The organism is Kocuria sp. CPCC 205235 (genome assembly GCF_040980905.1).
Taxonomy (GTDB): Bacteria; Actinomycetota; Actinomycetes; order Actinomycetales; family Micrococcaceae; genus Kocuria; species Kocuria carniphila.
The window spans coordinates 73,525-92,799 of record NZ_JAVKPR010000011.1 but is presented as its reverse complement, the minus strand read 5'-3'; the positions used below and the strand labels follow the sequence as shown (position 1 = coordinate 92,799).

Sequence of the window (19,275 nt, the reverse complement as noted above, 5' to 3'; positions counted from 1 at the left end):
TTGCTGATCACGGAAGAGATACCCCGTAAGACCGGCGATAAGCCCCGCCAAAAGCGCAGTACGCCAGAGTGTTGAGGGTCGCCCGCTCAGCATCCCCCACGATCAGGCGGTAGAGCAACGTGACGCCCAGAGTGAAGAACGTAAGGCTGAACCCGGCGAAGATCGCTCGGGGGATGGTCGTGACATTGAAAAAACCGCTCACAGGTTCTCCTCCTTAGGGATTCTCCCTTGAGTCTCAAGATTTCGGATGCGAACCCCGCGGCCGAAATACCCGATGGACGCCACAACCGCGCCTTGCACGAAAAACGACACAACGTGAAACAGGCTGACTGTTCCGACATCAAAAACAACGGAAATGGCTGTCGCAAATCCGAGCATGATGAGCGCCAGAGTCACTGCTAGCAGCACCGCCCGCCAAAATGTATGCGGAAAGTACGGATCCGCCGCCTGAATGATCGCGGTCCTGGATTTCTCATCCGTTTCGCTCATGGGCGTTTTAACTGTGTCAGTAGCCATCACGCACTCTCCTTCGGAATTTCATCGCCCGTGTACATAACCCAGGTCTGGATAGCCGCCATTACGAAACACATCGTCAGGGTGAAACCCGTAGTGGCCTCGAAGAGCCCGCCGTGGGTGATGAGGTTGAGAAGTCCGAACAGCGCAATCGCAATGGACACTGCGAACCCGACCACATACAGGTTCGATGGGGGCAGAGGAAATGGTTGATCGGATACCGCTTGTCCCCTGGCTTCCGCCTTCAGCACCTTCTTTTCGTGGCGGACTCTTATTTTCTGCCGACGGGTGCCTCTCCCGAGTATTCCGCCGATGGCACTACCCACTGCAGGCCCGATGGCGACGAAGAAGATCGAGCCCGCCTGAAACCCAGACGAGAACAACTCGACTAGAGCGAAGACACCCAGCGTGAAGAAGTACACCCATGCCGCGTATGCAATCGCTCGACCCGCCGTCCACGGATACCACCAGTCCAGCTCAATGACCTGCTCATCGCTGAGCACTGGGACACTTCTCTGTTCTGGCACTGCGGTTGACATCTGAAACACCTTCTCGTGACTCGTCACGTTCTGGGCATTCCACCGTTGCATGTCTGACCAGCCACTTCAACTAGCCAAATGGCCAGTTTTCTTTCCTACGCGATAGGCCACCAGACCCACAGCGGTGACACCCGAGAGCGTGATGGCCCAACTGGCCCAGCCCGTTCCGCTCGACCACTGACCGAGCCACTCTGGTAGAACAAACCGTTCACTGGCGGCCCTCAATATTGGTGCCTTTACCCAAGTACAAGAACCACACCAGTAGTGCCACTGGTATGAAGCACATGGCGAAGATAAACCAGTTCAGCGGGCCGAAGGCGCCCAAGTGGCTCATGAGACTGAGAAAACCGAACAGGGCGAACCCTATGGATATCGCGTAAGCCACCAACCTCCAGGTGGGTGTTACCGACTCTGGAGATCTAGACCCACTCTCTTGGCTTTGACTGCCCCACTTAAGCTTCCGCTTAGCCAGATGGTCGCGGTACTTCTCACGACGATTGCCCCGTGACAAGTACAGGCCTGCAGCGCCGGCTAGAGCAGCAGGAATGATGCTCCAATAGTTCAGACCGTCTCGAAGCAGGGAAAATTGCAATTCAATTGCCGTGACTGCACCTACCGCAACAAAGTAAGTCCACGCTGCATACGCGACTGCTCGCCCCACCGTATGTGGATACCACCAGTCCAGCTCGATAACTTGCTCATCAGTGAGCTTCGGGACGTTTCGCTGTTCTGGCACTGCGGTCGACATCTGAAACACCTTCTCGTGACTCGTCACGTTCTAGGCATTCCACCGTTTCATCCCTAACCGGCCCGTTCAATGGCCATATGGCCAGTTCTGGACAATCGGGGCTAGGTTTTCCGCATCACCGTGGCGGCGTCGACATCGATATCACCCTGCGATTCCGCGGCATCCGGCGATGAGCTCGGGGTAATCCCCAGTTCTTCCAAATCAATGGTCCGCAGCTGCCCGTTCGTATCGTTCACCGGTGCATGCAGCAGAGTGGCTGTGGCCCAGCCGTGGGTCAGCAGGTAGTGATCGCTGTTCGGCTCCTCGCGTCCGGTCTCGGCGCTGTACGTCACTGCAATGTGTGTGTCGTCGCCCCGATCGATCTGCGCCTGCACCGCGCCGAAGGAGGCCAATTCGGCAGGCTTGAGGCCCCGGAGACGTTCGGGGGCGACGTCGGGAACGTTGATGTTCAAGATTCTGCCGTCGAATTCCCGAGTCTCCCAACGCTCCAGAGCGAACTTGGTGACCAGTAGTGCCGTCTCCCAATGCTGCGGCTGGCCTGAGGTGATCGAGACCGCGATCCCGGGAATCCCGTGCGAAGCGGCCGTCAACGCCGCGCCTACCGTGCCCGAATGCAACGTGGCCTTACCCGTGTTCGCACCCAGGTTGACGCCGGACAGCACCATGTCCGGCACCGCACCGAACGCCCCGTAAGAAGCCAAGAAAGCGATCAGCGCCGGGGCCGCCTTCACACCCACACATTCCACGCCCTCCGGCATGTTGGGCGGATCGGCATCCACGAGCGCGATCTTGCCGTCGATCTCCTCGCCGGACAGGGACGCGCTGGCACCCGAATACTCCTCGGCGGGCGCGGCGACCTTGACCTCGTGGCCTCGGTCCAGCGCCGCTTGGGCGAGCACCGCGAGTCCCGGGGAAGCAATGCCGTCATCGTTGGTCACAAGGATGCGCATGGCCCCATGCTTCCACGCCGCTCGCCCGGTCACCAGGGCCGAGCGCGTTTAGGACAGTTTTCGAATGGTGATCTGGCGGGCGAACTTCTCGATCGTCGTGCGATTTCCCGTGCCCAACCCACGCCGCGCCACATTGAGCGCTCCAGCGGATGCGCCCAGCGCCACGGCATCGACGAGATCGAGTCCGCGCGCGAGACCCACCGAAATTCCCGCAGTCATCGAGTCTCCCGCACCTCGGTGGTCCAGCGGCGTGATCGACGGCGCGGACACCTCTCGCACCGAATCGTTCTCGACCAACAGGGCCGGATCTTTCGCTCGCGAGATGACGACGGCGCCCGCCCCGCGTTCCAGCAACATCTTGCCAGCCTCGGTGAGAGACTCGGCGGTCTCGTCCTCCACGATCTCGAGGTCCATGATTTCCTCGTGGCTGATCTTGAGGACATCTACGCCGGCGTCGACACTGGCCAGGGCAGGCTTCCCACTCAGATCCGCAACCACGGGAGTGCCGGCATCCCGTGTATCACGAATGAGCCTTCGAAAGAACGATGACGGGACCACATCGGCCGGCTCCGCACCCGTGACCACCAGGACATCGGAGGCCAGAGCGTCCACAAAGGCCGTGCCGTACAAATCATCCAACTCGTGGCGGGACAGCTCCGGCGGCGGCATGTGGGCCTGGGTCTCCCGGTCCTCACCGCGCAGATCGTAGACGTAACCGCCGTTGCCGTAGTTGTAACGCACCGCGTTGACCTGCATGCCCATACCGTCCAGCATGGTCCGGATCAGTGAACCCAGTTCCCCGCCGAACGGGCCATTGATGGAGATTTCGGCTCCCAAAGAACCGGCCATGCGGGCGACCCACAGGCCCTGACCGCCCGGATGGAGATGGACATCCGACTCATGGTCGCTGCGGTTGCGATAAGCAGCGGGCTCGGTCATCTCCACCACCAATAGCGGGGTGGGAACCAAAATCGATACGCGGGGCTTGTTCCCGGTGGACGTGGGAGTCATGGCCGAAAACTACTACGAGTTAGGCCCTGGTGAACAGTAGGCATCGGTGTCACCATGGTGGAATGAACGCCACCGCGCCCGTACGCATCCTGGAGGGCCAAGCCGCCAGCGATCACACGCAGAAAGTGCTGACCGCGTACTTCAGCGAGCTCAATCATCGAATTGACGGCGGTTTCGACCCAGATCTCACGGAGAGCACCTCACCGGAACAGGTCACACCGCCCCGCGGCGACTTCTTCCTCATGACTGAATTGATCTCCGGAGAGGTCATTGCGTGTGGTGCCGTGCGCAAACTTGATGACTCCACCGTGGAGCTCCGCCGGATCTGGGTCACCCCTGATCACCGCGGCAAGGGACACGCTCGCACACTCGTCCGTTCGCTGGAGAACAAGGTACGCGCCCTGGGTGCCCACACCGCGGTCGTCTCTCTCAATGAGGAGATGACGGAGGGCATCGCCATGTTCCGCAAACGCGGCTACGAACCCGTGGAGCCCTTCCACGAGAACACCACGGCCACCGTTTTCCTGGCGCGCGAACTCTAGCTCCGGGACTCCTTAGTTTCTTTCTGGTTGGCCTTGTCGATGGCGTCGACCAACTCGTCCTTGGTCATGTCCGAGCGGCCTTCGATGTCGAGTTCCTGGGCGATCTCGTACAGGTGATCCTTGCTGGCATTGGCGTCGACGCCGCCCGCGGTGTCTTCCTTGTTCAGGCCACCTTTTTCGGCACGGTCGTCCGAGGGCCCGTTTTCGTCCTTGGGTTCCCAGTGATCCCCCACCTTCTCGTGGGTGTGCTTCACCGCAGACCACGCGGTGCGTGCAGCGCGCGATGAGCTGTCGTACTCGTCCTTGGCGGAGTCGTAGGTTTGGGCGAACGTGTCCTGGGCCTTCTCATCCGAGCGCTGCAGAGTGGACGGAATTTCATCCTGAATCGCACGGCCATTCTTCTTGGACTTGGGCATGATCCGCTTCCTCTCGCGAGACACTTAATAGGTAGTGTGCTGTCGATTTTACGCGCGGCCTGTGCCGCTCGGAAGGCGGCCGAGCGGCGTCGTCAATCAACCGCTGAAGAAGAACCGCGTCAGGTGGAAGAACACCGGCGCGGCGAAAATCAGGGAGTCCGTGCGGTCCAGGATGCCGCCGTGGCCGGGGATGATCGCGCCGAAGTCCTTGATACCGCGGTCGCGTTTGAGGCTGCTCATCACCAGGCCGCCCACGAAACCCATGAGGCATGCAATCAGCGACAACAGCGCGGCCTGCCACGGCGTGAACGGGGTTAGCCACCACAGTGCAGCACCCAATGCAGTCGCAGAAAGCACGCCCCCGATGAAGCCTTCCCACGTCTTGTTGGGGCTCACGTTCGGAGCGATCTTGTGGCGACCCAACGTCTTACCCCACAGGTACTGCAGCACGTCCGAGCCCTGCACCACCACGCACACGAACAGCAGCAGCGCACCGCCTTCCACGCCGCCGGAACCCAGGGGAGATCCGTCCGCTGCGGACTTGCCCTGGTTGAACGCCACCGGCAACTGAAGGATTGCAGGCAGGTGACTCAGCGCGTACACGCACACCATGAGCCCCCACTGACTCAGGGCCGCACGATGCAGAAAATGATCCGTCCGGCCGGACAGCGCCAACAGCACGGGCAGGAACAGGAACGCGTACACCGGGATGAAGATGGCGAACATCCCGTACCAGTGTTCCCACACGAACCAGTAGTGCAGTGGAGTCAGCACGACCATGATCCAGATCAGCGCGCGGCCGTCCTTCTCACCGGCCGGCACCAGCGCCATGAACTCCCGCAGTGCCACGAGCGATAGCAGCATGAACAGTACGAGCATCACGGTTTCCCCGAGCGCCAAGCTCACCGCAAGCACTCCCACCATGATCCACCAGGCAAAAATTCGTTGCCGGACATTGAACAGGGTGTTCCGCAGCCCCTCTTTGGTGGTGCGTCGAAACATGATCTCTGCGACCAGAGTGGCCACCACCAGGAACACCCCAACGCCGATGAGCAGTCGAATCGACTGCGGACCGATCAGCCCGATCTCGGTCATGGCTCAGCCTCGTTTCCTGAGTTTCAGCTTTGTTTCCTGAGTTCGCGAGAAATCCATCGGAGCCTGGTGGCAACGGTGAGCGCGGAGGCCGCGGCAATGAGGATCAGCGTCACGAACAACATCCAGCCGCGCGGTAGGTTGAGCAGCGGTTCGATCATGGTTGCCAGGATTCCTATCATGAGCGTCCACATCCGCTGCTGCTTGGCCATGATCCCGCCGAAGAACTGCCCCGCTCCGGCGCTTACTCCCAGCGTGCGCACGTAGGCGGTCAGCACGGCGAGACTTCCCGCGAGCCAGCCCAGGGTCACGCCACCGTCCATTGCCGACGCCGCATACCCGGCTCCCGCAAGAAGGGCCAGGTCCGAGATCCGGTCCGGCACTTCATTGAACAGTTCGCCGGTAGGGGTTTTCAGTCCGCCCTCCACCGCCAACATCCCGTCGAACATGTTGCACACGAGGCGCAACGGGATGGTCACGGCGGCGACGATGAGCAGGAGGAGGCGAGCGGCGTCGTCGAAATGCACGGAAAGCACCAGGCACAGGCAACCCAGGAGCGCGAAGCCGACCGAGGCCACGGAAATGTGATTGGGTTTCAGACCCGCCCGCTGCAGAGCGGACGCAATGCGCGTGGCCCAGCCGGTGGTGCGCTGTGGAATGGGACGGCGCAGGGGGTCTGGCGCGCTGGGGGAATTACTGCTGGAGCCCATAGATCTCCTCGAAGGTGCGCGGATTGCTTGATGCCACCTTGGCACACTCCACCGCGACCCGCGCGGACCCGGGTAGCCGCCCGTGGATTGCGACGCGCTACGCGTGGCGCATGTCCGGGGACTCCTTGTCCCGGAGCGCGGCAGTTTCCAACTGGATAGTGGCGTGGTCGAAGGAGACCGGGAAATGCTCCCGTACGCAATCGAGCACAGTCTCCAGGATCTCGGGGGCGTGCCCGGATTCGAAGCACCGGTCCTCGACCACCACGTGCGCGGACAGCACCGGCAGGCCAGTACCGATTGTGGACGCGTGCATGTCGTGAACATCGCGCACGTGTTCCAGTTCCATGATGTGTTCACGCACCTCGTCCATGTCCACGCCCTTGGGCGTGAACTCCATGAGCACTCCCATGGTTTCGCGCAGCAGACGGAATGCGCGGGGCAGGATCAACGCGGCAATGAACAAACCAGCAATGGTGTCCGCGCGCTGGAAACTGGTGGTGTGGATGACGATCGCTGCGATGATCACGCCCATGGAGCCGAGGGCGTCATTGAGGACCTCGAGGAAGGCCGCCCGCATGTTGAAATTCGAATCCCGGGAGGAGGCCAGCACGGCCATTGCCGCGATATTGGCGACCAAGCCGATGACACCGAAAATCAACAGCTCGACCGAGGGGATGTCACTGGGTTCGAAGAGCCGCCGGATGCCCTCAATGGCTGCGTAGGTGCCTACCACCAGGAGCAGGACGGCCTGCCCGAGAGCAGCAATGACTTCGATCCGGGCAAAACCCCAGGTGCGTCTGCCGCTGGGCGGACGCAGCATCATGGTTGCGGCGATCACGGCGACCAACAGACCCGAGGCATCCGCCGCGGCATGGGCGGTGTCCGTGAGCAGCGCCAGACTTCCCGTGAGCACGCTACCCACGGCCTGCGCGATCACAATGACGGCGGTGATACCGAACGCGATGACCAGCCGACGCCGCATGCCCCGTTCCGCGGCGTGGGGTACATGGGAATGCCCGTGGTCGTGACCCATCCCCATGCTGACTCCCCTTCCGGCTGACCTGTCCGATCCAGTTGATAACGGTACGGCAGGGCGAACCCCTCCTACAGTGAACATTACGGTGCGCCGAGCCAAAGACCAAAACGACCGCACGCGCGCCAAGGCACCAGGAGGACACATGAGCCGTTCCACTAAAGGTAGAGATCACGCCGTGGCAGCCGTCTGGGGTTTCGCGGAGGCCACCGCCTTCTTCATCGTCCCGGATGTCTGGTTGTCCGCCCTGGCCATGAAGAGTCCGAGGCGCGGGCTGAAGTGCGTTGCCTCTGCCACAGCGGGCGCCGTGCTGGGCGGCGCGGTCACTCATGCGTGGGGAGCCAAGACCGGTGGAGGACGATCCGCACGGGCGTTGGCCGCCTTACCCGCGGTCTCCCCCACCATGGTCCGACGGGTCGAATCCGACTACTCCGCCAAGGGGTACAAGGCCTTGCTCACCGGGCCGTTGCGGGGCACACCGTACAAGATCTACGCCCGGACCAATGGCTTATTGGGCCGCCCGCTGCCGCGCTTCCTGCTGTGGTCCGTTCCGGCGCGGGCGCCGCGGTTCATTCTGGTGACAGCGGAGATCGGCAGCTTGGGTGGGCTCAGCCGAAAACTCATGCCGAGCGCGCCGGAATGGGTCCGGTGGAGTATCTTCGCCGCGGGGTGGATCGGTTTCTATACGTGGTTCTTCAAGAACGTGGGCCGCTAGGGCTGGCCGGGCTCGTCTGGATATCGGGACCTGCGGGATCCGAAAGCCCGGCCGAGCGGCGGCGGCGTCGGAGCGACCCGAACCATTGCACAACGACTGACGGCACGGTAACCGGAGTTACCGTGCCGTCAGTCGTTTTCAGATGGTCTTCACTGTGAGTGGGACGCCGCTAGCGCTCCAGGATCCAGCGAGCGATGTCCTCCACGTCCTTGCGGGCCGTGGGAGTCCACACCATCAGCGAGTGGGTGTGCGGAGCATCCTCAGTCACGATCGCGGTGGTGTCCACGCCCGCGAGCTGCAGTTCCGCCACCGTGTTCATGGTGTCCGGGTAGAGGATGTCATGGTCACCCTGGGTCACCAACGTGCGCGGCAAGCCCTCGAACGTGCCGTACGCGGGGCTGACCAGCGGATCGCGAGCATCCCTCTCACCGGCCCACCAGCGGCCCGAAACACGCAGCTTCTTGACGCTGAGCATCTTGTCCTTGGACTCGTACACGGCAATCGCCGGGTTGACCAGGGTTGCATCGACCCACGGCGCAATGAGCACCAAGCCGGCCAACGATGCCGCACCCTGATCACGCAGGCGCTGCGCCTGAGCCAGCGCCAGACCGCCACCGGAAGAATCACCCATGAAGTACACGCGTGATCCCATGGAGCGGGCCAGTTCCAGCGTTCCGTCCACGAGCGGCTGAACTTCGTCCACGGTGTGCACGGGGGCCAGTGCATAGCTGGGCACCACAACCGTGGCACCGGTGCGCTTGATGAGCTCGTCCAGGAAGCGCCAGTGCGTGCGCACCATGGGACTCACATAGCCACCACCGTGCCAGTACACGATCACCGGAGCCACCGCGCCCCACGCACGAGACTTAGGCTCGGCCACCAGCACGGGCCGGCCGGCCACAACCACCTTCCGGAAGTTCACACGCTCATGCATGGAGCGGTGCGGGGCAGCCTCGGGCTTGTCCTTGCTCAGCTCCTCCCGCGCGCTGTCCTCTTCCTCGGGCAGGCTCGGCAGCAACGGCAGAACCGCGTCGGTCGCCTTGAGCGCCGGATCCGCCTGACGGAGGGTCACCTCCGAGTGCGCCATGGCCTTCACGGGGACGACGCCGCTCGCGGAGTTCCCCGCCGCAACTTCCCTCGCGGGGGTGGACTCGGCGGTCGTTCCCGACGCAGCGCCCATGGCAGCCGCACCGGCCGCCACGGTCGTAGCACCTGCCGCCACGGGTGCGGTGGACTGAGCCGAGCGATCGTTCACGGTGATGTCGCGATCCGAGGTGGGAGCGGCGTCGTCGTGATCGGAGCGGGAGCCAGAATCCGAACCGGAGGCAACTGCGGAAGCCGCACCACCGGTGGCTCCGGCGGTAGCACCGGCACGCACCAGGGACTCGCCCTCAACGTCCACGCGGGGCAGGATCTTGTCCAGCCAGCGCGGCAGCCACCAGACCTTTTCGCCCATGATGCGCATGACGGCCGGGATCATGAACATGCGGACCACGAACGCGTCCAACAAGACACCGATGGCCAGTGCGAAACCAATGGGCTTGATCATGGAGAGGTGGGCGAAGATGAAGCCCGCGAACACGGAGATCATGATGATCGCCGCGGCCGTGACCACTGCGCGGCCCGCCTTGAATCCGTGCACCACGGCCTGGCGCGCGGGGTGGCCGTGGACGTAGGCCTCGCGCATGCCCGAGCCGAGGAACAGCTGGTAGTCCATGGCCAGGCCGAACAGGATGCCGATCATCAGGGTGGGCAGGAAGCTCAGGATGGGCCCGGGATCGTGCACGCCCATCAGGTCGCCGCCCCAACCCCACTGGTAAACCGCAACCACGGCACCCAGCGACGCGAGGACTGAGAGCAGGAAGCCCAGGGAAGCGATGACCGGAACCACGATGGAGCGGAAGACCATGAGCAGCAGGAGCAGCGAGATGATGATGACCACGCCCAGGTAGAGCGGGAGCTTCTCGTCGAGCAGCTGGGAGACGTCGATGTTGGCTGCGGTGGTGCCGGCCACGCCGATCTGGACGTCCTCGCCGTTCAATGCGTCGCCGTTGAGTTCGCGCAGGTTGTTGACGAGCTCCTCGGTGGCAGCATCCGCGGGACCGGATCCCGGGATCACCTGGATCACGCCGGTGCGGTTGTCATCGGTGGTCACGCCGGGCAACACGTTGGCCACGTCGTCCTGTTCAGCGATGCGGTCGGAGACGAGATTGATCTTCTCGGTCGCCTCGTCATCACTGAGGCCCTCGGGCATATCGACCACGGCCACGAGCGGGCCGTTCTCGCCGGCGCCAAAGTCTTCCGCGATGCGCTGGTAGGCCTGGTAGGACGTGCTGTCCACGGCTTCGGTGGAAGCGTCCGGCAACCCCAGGCGCATGTCCTGAGCAGGCAGCGCCAGGATGACCAGCACGCCCACGCTCAGCAGCGAGGTGATCCAGGGGTGGCGCAAGTGGAACGGGACGTCGTGCTCGTCAATGTGCTGTTCGTTCGGAGCTGCGTTGCGCTGCTTTCGGGGCAGTGCCTTGCGCCCGGCCAGCGAGAGCAAAGCGGGGGTCAGGGTGAGGGTGATCAGCAGTGCTACCAGAACCGCCACGCCGGCCACGGTACCCATGAGGCCCAGGAACGGAATGCCGGTGATGTTCAACGCCACCAGTGCAACAATCACGGTCAGGGCCGCGAAGAACACGGCGGTACCGGAGGTGCCCACGGCCATGCCGATGGATTCCTTGACCTCCATGCCGCGGCGCAACTGCTGGCGGTGGCGGTTGAGCACGAACAGCGAGTAGTCGATACCCACGGCCAGACCCAGCATCACACCGAGCATGGGGGTCACGGACATCATGTCGATCACGCCGGAGAACGCGAGTGTGGCAGTGGTGGAGATGCCCACGCCGATCAGCGCGGTCAGCACCGGAAGGATCGCCGGCACCAAGGCGCGCAGCATGACCAGCAGCACGATGGCGGCGATCACCACGCCCACGATTTCCGCGGGGCCCAACAGCGCCGAGATGTCCTGGGAGAGCTCCTGTGAGAAGTCCACCCCCACGCCGTCGACCGGGTGGTCCTTCACGGCGTTCATCACGGCTTCCTTGGCGTCCGCGCTCACGGAGGTCTGGTCCACGGTGAAGTTCACGACCGAGATGGCGGAGTTGCCGTCCTCGGAAACCACGCGGTAATCACCCATGCGCTCCATGGCCTGCTCACCGGATTCCAGCTGATCCTGCTGCTCCTGGATCTGCTGCGGATTGATGCCGCGCTGCTCCAGGATTTGATCCGCGTTGGCGCCCGGGGGCAGGTTCTGCTGCAGCTGCTGGATGGCCTGCTGGCCCTCCTCCAACTGTTCGCGTCCGTCGATCAGCTGCTGGCGGCCATCGTCGAGCTGGGCCTGCGCCTCGAACGGGTTGGTGGCGCTGTCCACCTGGTCGATGCCCTCGGTCGAAGCCACGGCGTCAGCAATGCCCTGCCGCTGTTCTTCCGTGAACTCCGAGTCGTCCTCGGTGTAGAAGATCATGCGGCCGGTGCCCTGATTGGCCTCGGGCAGTTCATCCTGCAGGCGGTCGGCGAGCTGCTGGGTCTCGGTGCCCGGGATGGTGATCGCGTTGGACAGCTGCACGCCGGAGAACGCCACCGCACCCACGGAAATGGCCAGTACAGCGATCCACGAAACAATCACCGCCCACGCGTGACGGGCCGAGCCGATGCCCAGCCGATAGAGAAGTCGTGCCACGAAAGATCTCCTACTTTTTAGTAGCGATGGTCATGTTCAGTTACGTTCCGCAATCGCGGATCTCGTCGACGACGCCGCTCGCGCGGGCGGGTCGACAAAAGGTCAGGTATGTGAGGTTCTGAAGCCACGGCCCAGAATGTCCAGGGCCTCGGTGAGGAGTTGATCCCACTCGCGGCGGGTTTCATCATTCAGTCCCCCGCCAGTTCGCAGAAGCCACGCGTCCATGCACACGGCCATGGAATTGATGATGGAGGTAGCCACCAACTGCAGTTCGAGCTTGCTGCGCTCCGGGAGTCTCTCCTGCAGCACCCGCTCCAACTCTTCGGTGGCCGCATTGGTCACGCGGAAACTCCAGAGCGCGGCCGCCGGTGATTCTTTGACCTCTGTCGCTTGAAGCAGCAACGGCCGCAGGGCCTCCACCAGGCTGTGGACTCGCATGGCCGCGCAGAGATCCTGGTAGACCCGCCCCAGCGTCGGTTCACTCTGCTCGGAAGGATCCGGAAGTTCCGCGAGAACTTCCCCGATGAGATGCGAGACGAGTTCCGACAGGTACTCGTACCCGGCATCTTCCGCAGACGAGAAGTGATTGAAAATCGTGCGGCGGGGAACGCCCGCCTTCTCGGCCAGATCGTCCACCGAGAACCTCTGAATGCCATGGAGATCAGCGAGCTCACCGGCGGCCATCACGATGGCTCGCCGGTTGTGCCACTTGAGGGCACCCCGCTTGTCTTTGGGGGCCTCCCCCCGGCATGAAAAGTTCACATGTCAACAGTAGGGCACTTGTTGCACTCTGTGCACCTTCTGGGCCTGAGTGTGAGCAAGCAGACTTATAAAGGAATGCTGGTGATGTTCCCTGCCCACTGGCCTGGCCGCGATCAGGACAGATAACCCCGTTGAATCTCGTCCGGAACCATGTCGCCTCCGGTCAGCCAGGCAATGTGAGTGGCGTTCTGGAGGTGTTGGTCAGTGAGGTTCATTCGCTGGAGATACCGCGCATTGGAGGCGATCCACTGTGAGCCCTCCAAACTTGCGGCAGCGGAGGGTTCGACTAATATGCCCTCTGTCGCATATAGCGCTTTGACCAGTGCTTTCAGGCGTGGATCGGTCACGGTGTAGTACCCATCAATGAGGCCTTGCATGTGCCGCCCCACAAATCCGGAGGGTCGCCCCACTGCCAGCCCGTCTGCCACGGTGTGGGTGTCCAGGCCGAGTTCTGCCACGGAAATCTCGTCGTGGAGCCCGGTGTAGACACCCAACATCATGCAAGGCGCTGCTGTCGGTTCGGCGAAGACACAGTGGACCGAATCTCCGAATTCCAGCTTGAGGCCGTAGGCCACCCCACCCGGGGCACCGCCGATCCCGCACGGAAGATCAACGAACAGCGGGTGGTCCTCATCCACGGTGATGCCCTGATCGGTCAGCTGGCGCGCGAGCCGTCGGCCCGCCACGGCATATCCGGCGAACAGGCTGACCGAGTGCTCGTCATCCACGAAATGGGTGGCCGGGTCAGCCTGCGCCGCTGTCCGTCCCGCCTCCACTGCCGCGGTGTAATCGGTGCTGTGCTCTACCACTTCAACACCCAAACTGCGGAGGAGTTCCTCCTTCCACGCTTGCGCGTGCGTGGACATGTGCACGGTGGCTCGCAGCCCGAGCGCGGCGGCCGTAATCCCGATGGACAGGCCCAGGTTTCCCGTGGAGCCCACGACCACACGATGCTGAGCTATGAGCTCGCGGAAAGGTTCGGAGCTGAATGCTCGGTAGTCCGTGGACGGTAGCAACCCCGCTTCGTTTGCCAGTGACTCCGCGTACTCGAGAACCTCGTGCACTCCCCCGCGGGCCTTGATGGATCCGCTGACGGGCAGGATGTCGTCGCGTTTGAGCAGCAACTGTCCCGCAGCCAGGTTCAATTCTCGTTGCATGCCCAACGCGGCATCCAACGGGGATTCAACGACCCCTTGCGCCCCCGCCGTCTCGGGAAACGCCTGGGCGATCCACGGAGCAAACCGATCGAGTCTCGCGGCGGCGTCGTCCACGATCGACGGTGACAACTCCGATGCGGCCAGTCCCTCCGCCGTGGTGGTCACGGCCGGATTGAACCACGCGGACGGCTCTTGATCCGCCAGCCGGGCGAGGAACGGATCGTCCCGTAGGTTTCCGCGCGCCGCCATCACGCCTGCTGCACCGCCGCGGTCACGGTGGCCGGATCGTCGCCGTTCAACGCCGCACGCAGCAACGCCGTGAGGTTCTCCTCGGTCGGAGTGGTCGGATTGGTGTCGGGGATGGCTTTGAGGGACCGTTCCGCCGCCTCCGCTATGTCATCCTCGGTGAAACCGATGTCCGCGAGCGCCCGGGGCGCATCGATCTCGCGGTACAGGGAATTCAGGGCCGCGGTCGCGTCGCTGGACTCGGAGCCCAGTGCATCGGCCAACCGGGACGAAACCTCCGGCACCGCGGGCGCATTGAACGCCAGAACGTAAGGCAAAACGGTCGCGTGGACCTGCGCATGCGGAAGGTTGAACGTTCCGCCCAGCACGTGCGCGATCTTGTGATGCATTCCGGAGCCGGCGGATGCGAAGGACAACGCCGCGAGGTAGCAGCCGTACAGCGCCATCTCGCGAGCGCGCAGATCATCCGGATCGGCGGTGATACCTCGCAGGGCCATCGTCAGGGCGCGAGCGCCTTCGAGCGCGAACGTCCGATTGATCGGATCCGCCTTGGGCGCCCACAGCGAATCCACGCAGTGCGCCAGCCCGTTCAGGCCGGACGCGACCGACAGGCCCACCGGCAGGGAACGTGAGAGAGCGGCGTCGTAAATCACGGTGACCGGCAGGACCTTGGGATCCAGGCCGGTGGTCTTGGTGCGGTTCTCGGTCAGGCCCCATGTGTCGGTCGCCTCGGAGCCGGCGTAGGTCGTGGGCACAGCGATCAGCGGCAGACCGGACGTGAGCGCGACGGCCTTCCCCAGACCGATGGTCGAGCCGCCGCCCACGGTCACCAGCGCGTCGACCTTAGCCTCCGACGCCACCGCACGCGCCTTCTCCGCGAGCTCCACCGGGACGTGTTGGACCACCTCGTCCCACCACAGGCCGGGCTCGAGACGGGCGGTGATCTCCCGGGCGGCCCGTTCTGCGGATCCACCCGTGATGATCATGGGACGCGTGCTGCCCAGCCGCCCGAGTTCGGCTGTGAGGAATTCACCGGCCTTGTCGGAGCCAAACAACACCCGCTGGGCGGCGGTGCTGTGCTCGAACACCATGGGCTGATTGTCACCGGGCTTGGTCTGATTGGACCGTTGATCACTCACGAACATCCCGCTCTCTACGCACGAAGACTGGTTGGCTCCAGTCTGTCAGGTGCGCCGAGTCGACCCCAGAGCCATTTCGTGACGGTTTACTGCCGAGTATGGCGGCTTACCGTGCAGTAAGCCGTGATCAGATGGTGCCCGCTGCTTCCTCCCAGGTCCGGTACTGCGCAGCCAGCCGCACGGGAGCGTTGGGAGCGCCAAATCCGCGGTAGCCACCGCGGCGTTCCACGACCTCCACGAACACTTCACCGAGGGTCGCGGTGTAGAAGTGCAGGAACTCACCGTGCTCGTCGCGGTCGTAAAGCAGTCCGTGCTCGCGTAGTTCCGCAACCAGGTCCGGGGCCAGATCGAAGCGGGCCACGAGGTCCTCGTAGTAGTTCTCGGGAACTGGCAGGAAGGTGAGGCCGCGGCGTCGTGCGCGTCGAGCCACGGCAACAATGTCGGCGCAGGCCAGCGCCACGTGCTCGGGGTAGGCCGCTCCCGTGTACGCGCCTTGCTCCGCGGCGGTGGGGGCCACGTTGAGCGGAATGCGCACGGTTTCATCCGCGGACCGCATGACCTGCGAACGCACCAGCCCGGACGGCCCCGCGACCTCCTGAGCGGGCTGGGCATGCAGGTCGAGCAGAGAGGTCAGGAACAGGACGGCCTCGTCGTAGTGCTGCCACGGCTGCGCGAGGTTCACGTGGTCCACGCCGGTGATCAGGGATTCCGACGTCGCCTCGGCCGGGTCCGCGCCGAACTCCTCCAACCACGGGGGCACACCGCTGTCCGTGTGGGGACCGAAGAAGATCTCGGTGGCATCCGGAGCGACCACGCCGTGCAGCACGGTTTCGTCCGGCTGCTGGGTGCGCCAGACCACCGGGGCGAGCAAGCGGGAGGCGCGGTGGGCGGCGTCGTCGGGGTTGTCGACCTGGAAGCCCAGGGCGGCCAGCCGAGTGGGCTGCTCGAGCGAGGCCTCGAGATCCTCCGCGATGACCATGCGCACCGGGCCCTGCGTCCACGCCTGAACGGTGTCCTTGCTGCGGTGGTGACCGGCGAGCTCGAACCCTAGCTGGTGCAACAGGCGCGTGGTCTGCCCGAGCTTGGAGGTGCGCAGTTCCACGAAATCCCATGCCCGCGGCGGCTGGGGATCCGGCAGGTCGGTCAGCACGAGCGGCTCACGGGCGGGGTCCTCCCCCGCCGCGCGCACGGCGTCCGCCGTCTGGTCTTCGAGCCAGCGCAACGAGCGCAGCCCGTCCACGGCGGTGCGGTGAACATCCGCCTGGCGGAAGGCGTCGTTGAAGATTTCGAGCGAGACCGGACCCGCGTAGCCGCATTCGTGCAGGCGAGCTAGCACGTCCACCAGGTCGAAGTCACCCTCGCCAGGGAACACGCGGTGATGCCGCGACCACGAGAGGATGTCTTGTTTGAGCAGGGGCGCGTCCGCCAGCTGGACGAAGAACAGCTTCTCCGGGTCCATCGACTCCACCCCGTCCACGGTGTCCCCGCGGGAGAGGATGTGGAAACTGTCCAGGCACGTGCCCACGGCGGGGTGATCGGCCAGTTCCACGATGCGGTGGGCGCGGCGCCAGTCGTTGACGTTCTTGCCCCAGGCCAGGGCCTCATAGGCGAGCTTGATGTCGTATTCGGCGGCCAGTTCGCCGGCCCGTCGAAGCTGATCCGCGATCGCTTGGTCATCATCCAAAGCCGCCGTGGCCACGTTCGAGCACATCAGCAGCACCGGGGTGCCCAGGCGATTCATCAGCTCGAACTTGTCGCGCAGCCGCCGTAGCGAATCGGGGAACGCGTCCGGGGCGACCTCCACACCGTCCCGGAAGGGCTGGTACATGTCCAGGGACAGCCCCAGCTCCGCGGCCATGTCCCGCAGTTGTTCGGGTGAGGACGGCGAGACCACCAGGTCCTGCTCGAACACTTCGATCCCGTCGAATCCAGCGAGCGCGGCAGCCTGCATTTTCTCTTCGAGCGTGCCGGACAGGCACACCGTGGCGATGCTGGTTCTCATTGGGCCGCTCCGGTTTGCTGCGCGGTGGCGACCGGCGCCTGTCCGGTCAGGGACAGGAAGTGGTCGCGCATCCGCTGCCGGTCCGGCTCCAGATCGGTGAACAGCCTGAAAGCATCGACCGCCTGCCCGACCGCCATGTGCCCGCCGTCCAGCACCTGGCAGCCCAGCGCCTTGGCCGCAGTCACGAGTTCGGTGGCCAGCGGCAGGTAAACCACGTCCGCAATCCACTGCTGCGCGTTGAGCAGGGCGGTATCGAACGGGGTGCCCGGGTGATGATGCATGCCCACGGGGGTCGCATTGACGACGCCGCTCGCCCCCTTCACGAGCTCGGGCGCCTGTTCGGGTGAGACAGTCTCGACGACGGCGCCCGGGTACCGCCCGGCTAGGGCTGCGGCGCGCTGAGCCGCGCGAGCGACGTCGACATCCACCAGATCCAGGCGCTGGACGCCCACGGTGAGCAGGGCCTCGGCAACCGCCGAACCCGCGCCGCCCGAACCGAACTGGACCACGCGTTCCAGGTTGACCCCGGGCAGGCCGGCACGGAAACCGGCCGTGAACCCGGAGCAGTCGGTGTTGTAGCCAATGAACTTGTCGTCCCTGATCAGCACGGTGTTGACCGCTTCGATCGCGGCGGCCTGGGGATCCACCTCGTCCAGGTGCTCCAGCACGATCTGCTTGCACGGGTGAGTGATGTTGAAGCCGTTGAAGCCCAGATCCCGGCCGGCGCGCAGCAACTCGCCCACGTCCGATCCGGGGCGATTGATCACCGTGAGGTCCACGGGCCGGTAGAGGTAGCGCACGCCGTGGTGATCGGCTTCGCGCTCGTGCATGGGTGGGGTGAGGCTTTCGGTGATGCCGTCGCCGATCAAACCGATCAGGAAGGACTCATTGCGAGTGGACATGCGGTTCCTTTCGGGGAATCCGTGGCTACTGAGGTGACTGGATGCGTTGATGGGTCGGCAGGTGCCGCGGCGACTAGCGAGGTATCGGTGACTACGGACGCTGCGGGAGTTGCGAGGCCAGTTGGGCGGCGGCGTCGTTGAGCAAAGGCAGGTGCTCCTCGAGGCCGGCCAGGTCGCAGCGATAGACGGGGGCGGCGAGCGCGAGCGCGGCGACGAGCGGCCCACCCGGGGTCATGACGGGCACGGCGACGGCGCACATCCCGTCATCGTGTTCCTGGTCCTGGGAGGCCCAGCCGCGTGCGCGGGTTTCCTCGAGGATCCGCCGCAGGTCGTCGCGATCGGTGAGGGAGCGGTCGGTGCGCTGGCCCAAGTCGATGGTGGCGACCAACTCGTCGCGCGTTTCTTGCGGGCTGAAGGCGAGCAGCGCGCGGCCAAGGGATGAGGTGTGCAGCTCGCCGCGGTCTCCCGGGTCGGTGGTGATGCGGTGGTTGGGGCCGTCCACGGTGTGCACGGTGAGGAAACGGTCGCCGTCCAGAACGGCCAGCAGTGAGCTTTCACCGGTGGCTTCGGTGAGCTTGCGGAGAATGGGGAGCGCGACGCCCGAGTATCCCCTGGCCGTGGCGACCTTCTGGCCCATCTGGAACATGAGCAGGCCCAGGCGGTACTGCTTGGTGGTGGCATCGAACTCAGCGAAACCGGAATCGACCAGCGTGGTGAGCAGGCGGTAACAGGTGCTGAAGGCGTAGCCGGAGTCGGCGACGATCTGGCCCGCGGTGGCCCCGTGCGGGTAGTTGGCCAGCAGTTCCAGGAGCGTAAGTCCTTTGCGCACGGTGCCGGAGCGATCGGCGGGGCGCGCCTTGTCCTGCGTGCCTGCCTCGCCTGCCGCGTCCGCCGCCGAGACGGTGGTCTGGGTGGGGCTCATGATGTGCTCCTGATTGTTTTTCGTCGGGTACTTGACGAACAGTGTGACTCACATCATGCTTGTGTTTCAAGTATTTGAAAACTATTTCCAATATTTGGCAATCACCGCAGCGGGGACGTTCGATCCCACGCCTTCTGTGAAGGATGACT

19 protein-coding genes are annotated in these 19,275 nt (G+C 64.1%); 2 read left to right on the top strand and 17 right to left on the bottom strand.

Annotated features, from left to right (window positions below; translation table 11 throughout):
* Positions 1–7 precede the first annotated feature (7 nt).
* The 6 genes from RF638_RS09555 to RF638_RS09530 form a co-directional block, all read right to left on the bottom strand.
* Positions 8–202: a hypothetical protein gene (locus RF638_RS09555; protein WP_368841893.1), complete on the bottom strand. Its 195-nt coding sequence runs from the start codon at positions 200–202 to the stop codon at positions 8–10.
* Positions 199–519, bottom strand: coding sequence for a hypothetical protein (locus tag RF638_RS09550; RefSeq protein ID WP_368841892.1), 321 nt, complete (start codon positions 517–519; stop codon positions 199–201). Before RF638_RS09550 ends, RF638_RS09555 begins: the two co-directional genes overlap by 4 nt.
* Positions 516–1,052: a hypothetical protein gene (locus RF638_RS09545; protein ID WP_368841891.1), complete on the bottom strand. Its 537-nt coding sequence runs from the start codon at positions 1,050–1,052 to the stop codon at positions 516–518. Before RF638_RS09545 ends, RF638_RS09550 begins: the two co-directional genes overlap by 4 nt.
* A 208-nt stretch (positions 1,053–1,260) precedes the next feature.
* Positions 1,261–1,800: a hypothetical protein gene (locus tag RF638_RS09540; RefSeq protein ID WP_223286579.1), complete on the bottom strand. Its 540-nt coding sequence runs from the start codon at positions 1,798–1,800 to the stop codon at positions 1,261–1,263.
* Between the two features lie 101 nt (positions 1,801–1,901).
* Entirely contained in the window at positions 1,902–2,750 is an 849-nt protein-coding gene (surE, locus tag RF638_RS09535) for a 5'/3'-nucleotidase SurE (RefSeq protein WP_016997961.1), read from the bottom strand.
* A gap of 48 nt (positions 2,751–2,798) precedes the next feature.
* Positions 2,799–3,761, bottom strand: a complete 963-nt coding sequence (locus RF638_RS09530; RefSeq protein WP_368841890.1) for a 1-phosphofructokinase family hexose kinase — start codon at positions 3,759–3,761, stop codon at positions 2,799–2,801.
* Positions 3,762–3,823: 62 nt separating this feature from the next.
* On the opposite strand from RF638_RS09530, the gene RF638_RS09525 reads away from it, so the two are divergent.
* Complete coding sequence (locus RF638_RS09525; RefSeq protein ID WP_368841889.1) at positions 3,824–4,303, top strand: GNAT family N-acetyltransferase; 480 nt, start codon at positions 3,824–3,826, stop codon at positions 4,301–4,303.
* Here RF638_RS09525 and RF638_RS09520 read toward each other — a convergent pair.
* The 4 genes from RF638_RS09520 to RF638_RS09505 form a co-directional block, all read right to left on the bottom strand.
* Positions 4,300–4,719 carry a ChaB family protein gene (locus tag RF638_RS09520; protein WP_368841888.1) on the bottom strand — a complete coding sequence of 140 codons (420 nt, stop codon included), beginning with the start codon at positions 4,717–4,719 and terminating at the stop codon, positions 4,300–4,302. The two genes, RF638_RS09525 and RF638_RS09520, sit on opposite strands and share 4 nt — an antisense overlap.
* 96 nt (positions 4,720–4,815) lie before the next feature.
* Entirely contained in the window at positions 4,816–5,814 is a 999-nt protein-coding gene (locus RF638_RS09515) for a phosphatidate cytidylyltransferase (RefSeq protein ID WP_368841887.1), read from the bottom strand.
* Between the two features lie 23 nt (positions 5,815–5,837).
* On the bottom strand, positions 5,838–6,521 hold the full coding sequence (locus tag RF638_RS09510; protein WP_368841886.1) for a CDP-alcohol phosphatidyltransferase family protein: 684 nt from the start codon (positions 6,519–6,521) through the stop codon (positions 5,838–5,840).
* Positions 6,522–6,618: 97 nt separating this feature from the next.
* Positions 6,619–7,554: a cation diffusion facilitator family transporter gene (locus RF638_RS09505; protein ID WP_368841914.1), complete on the bottom strand. Its 936-nt coding sequence runs from the start codon at positions 7,552–7,554 to the stop codon at positions 6,619–6,621.
* A 145-nt stretch (positions 7,555–7,699) separates the two neighbouring features.
* Between RF638_RS09505 and RF638_RS09500 the strand changes: the two genes are divergently transcribed.
* Entirely contained in the window at positions 7,700–8,269 is a 570-nt protein-coding gene (locus RF638_RS09500; RefSeq protein WP_368841885.1) for a YqaA family protein, read from the top strand.
* A gap of 169 nt (positions 8,270–8,438) precedes the next feature.
* Here the strand turns inward: RF638_RS09500 and RF638_RS09495 are convergent, their stop codons facing one another.
* The 7 genes from RF638_RS09495 to RF638_RS09465 form a co-directional block, all read right to left on the bottom strand.
* Entirely contained in the window at positions 8,439–11,996 is a 3,558-nt protein-coding gene (locus tag RF638_RS09495) for an MMPL family transporter (RefSeq protein ID WP_368841883.1), read from the bottom strand.
* 102 nt (positions 11,997–12,098) lie between these two features.
* Positions 12,099–12,758, bottom strand: coding sequence for a TetR/AcrR family transcriptional regulator (locus RF638_RS09490; RefSeq protein ID WP_368841882.1), 660 nt, complete (start codon positions 12,756–12,758; stop codon positions 12,099–12,101).
* Positions 12,759–12,871: 113 nt separating this feature from the next.
* Positions 12,872–14,164: a D-serine ammonia-lyase gene (locus RF638_RS09485; RefSeq protein ID WP_368841881.1), complete on the bottom strand. Its 1,293-nt coding sequence runs from the start codon at positions 14,162–14,164 to the stop codon at positions 12,872–12,874.
* Positions 14,164–15,252 (bottom strand): maleylacetate reductase, encoded by a 1,089-nt coding sequence (locus tag RF638_RS09480; RefSeq protein ID WP_368841913.1) that lies wholly within the window; start codon positions 15,250–15,252, stop codon positions 14,164–14,166. The genes RF638_RS09485 and RF638_RS09480 overlap by 1 nt, the downstream gene beginning before the upstream one ends.
* A gap of 175 nt (positions 15,253–15,427) precedes the next feature.
* Positions 15,428–17,302: a bifunctional sugar phosphate isomerase/epimerase/4-hydroxyphenylpyruvate dioxygenase family protein gene (locus RF638_RS09475; RefSeq protein ID WP_095797025.1), complete on the bottom strand. Its 1,875-nt coding sequence runs from the start codon at positions 17,300–17,302 to the stop codon at positions 15,428–15,430.
* The gene (locus tag RF638_RS09470; protein ID WP_368841880.1) at positions 17,299–18,204 is read right to left on the bottom strand and encodes a shikimate dehydrogenase; all 906 of its coding nucleotides are present in this window, start codon (positions 18,202–18,204) and stop codon (positions 17,299–17,301) included. Before RF638_RS09470 ends, RF638_RS09475 begins: the two co-directional genes overlap by 4 nt.
* A 91-nt stretch (positions 18,205–18,295) precedes the next feature.
* Positions 18,296–19,126 carry an IclR family transcriptional regulator gene (locus RF638_RS09465; protein WP_368841879.1) on the bottom strand — a complete coding sequence of 277 codons (831 nt, stop codon included), beginning with the start codon at positions 19,124–19,126 and terminating at the stop codon, positions 18,296–18,298.
* Between the last annotated feature and the right edge of the window lie 149 nt (positions 19,127–19,275).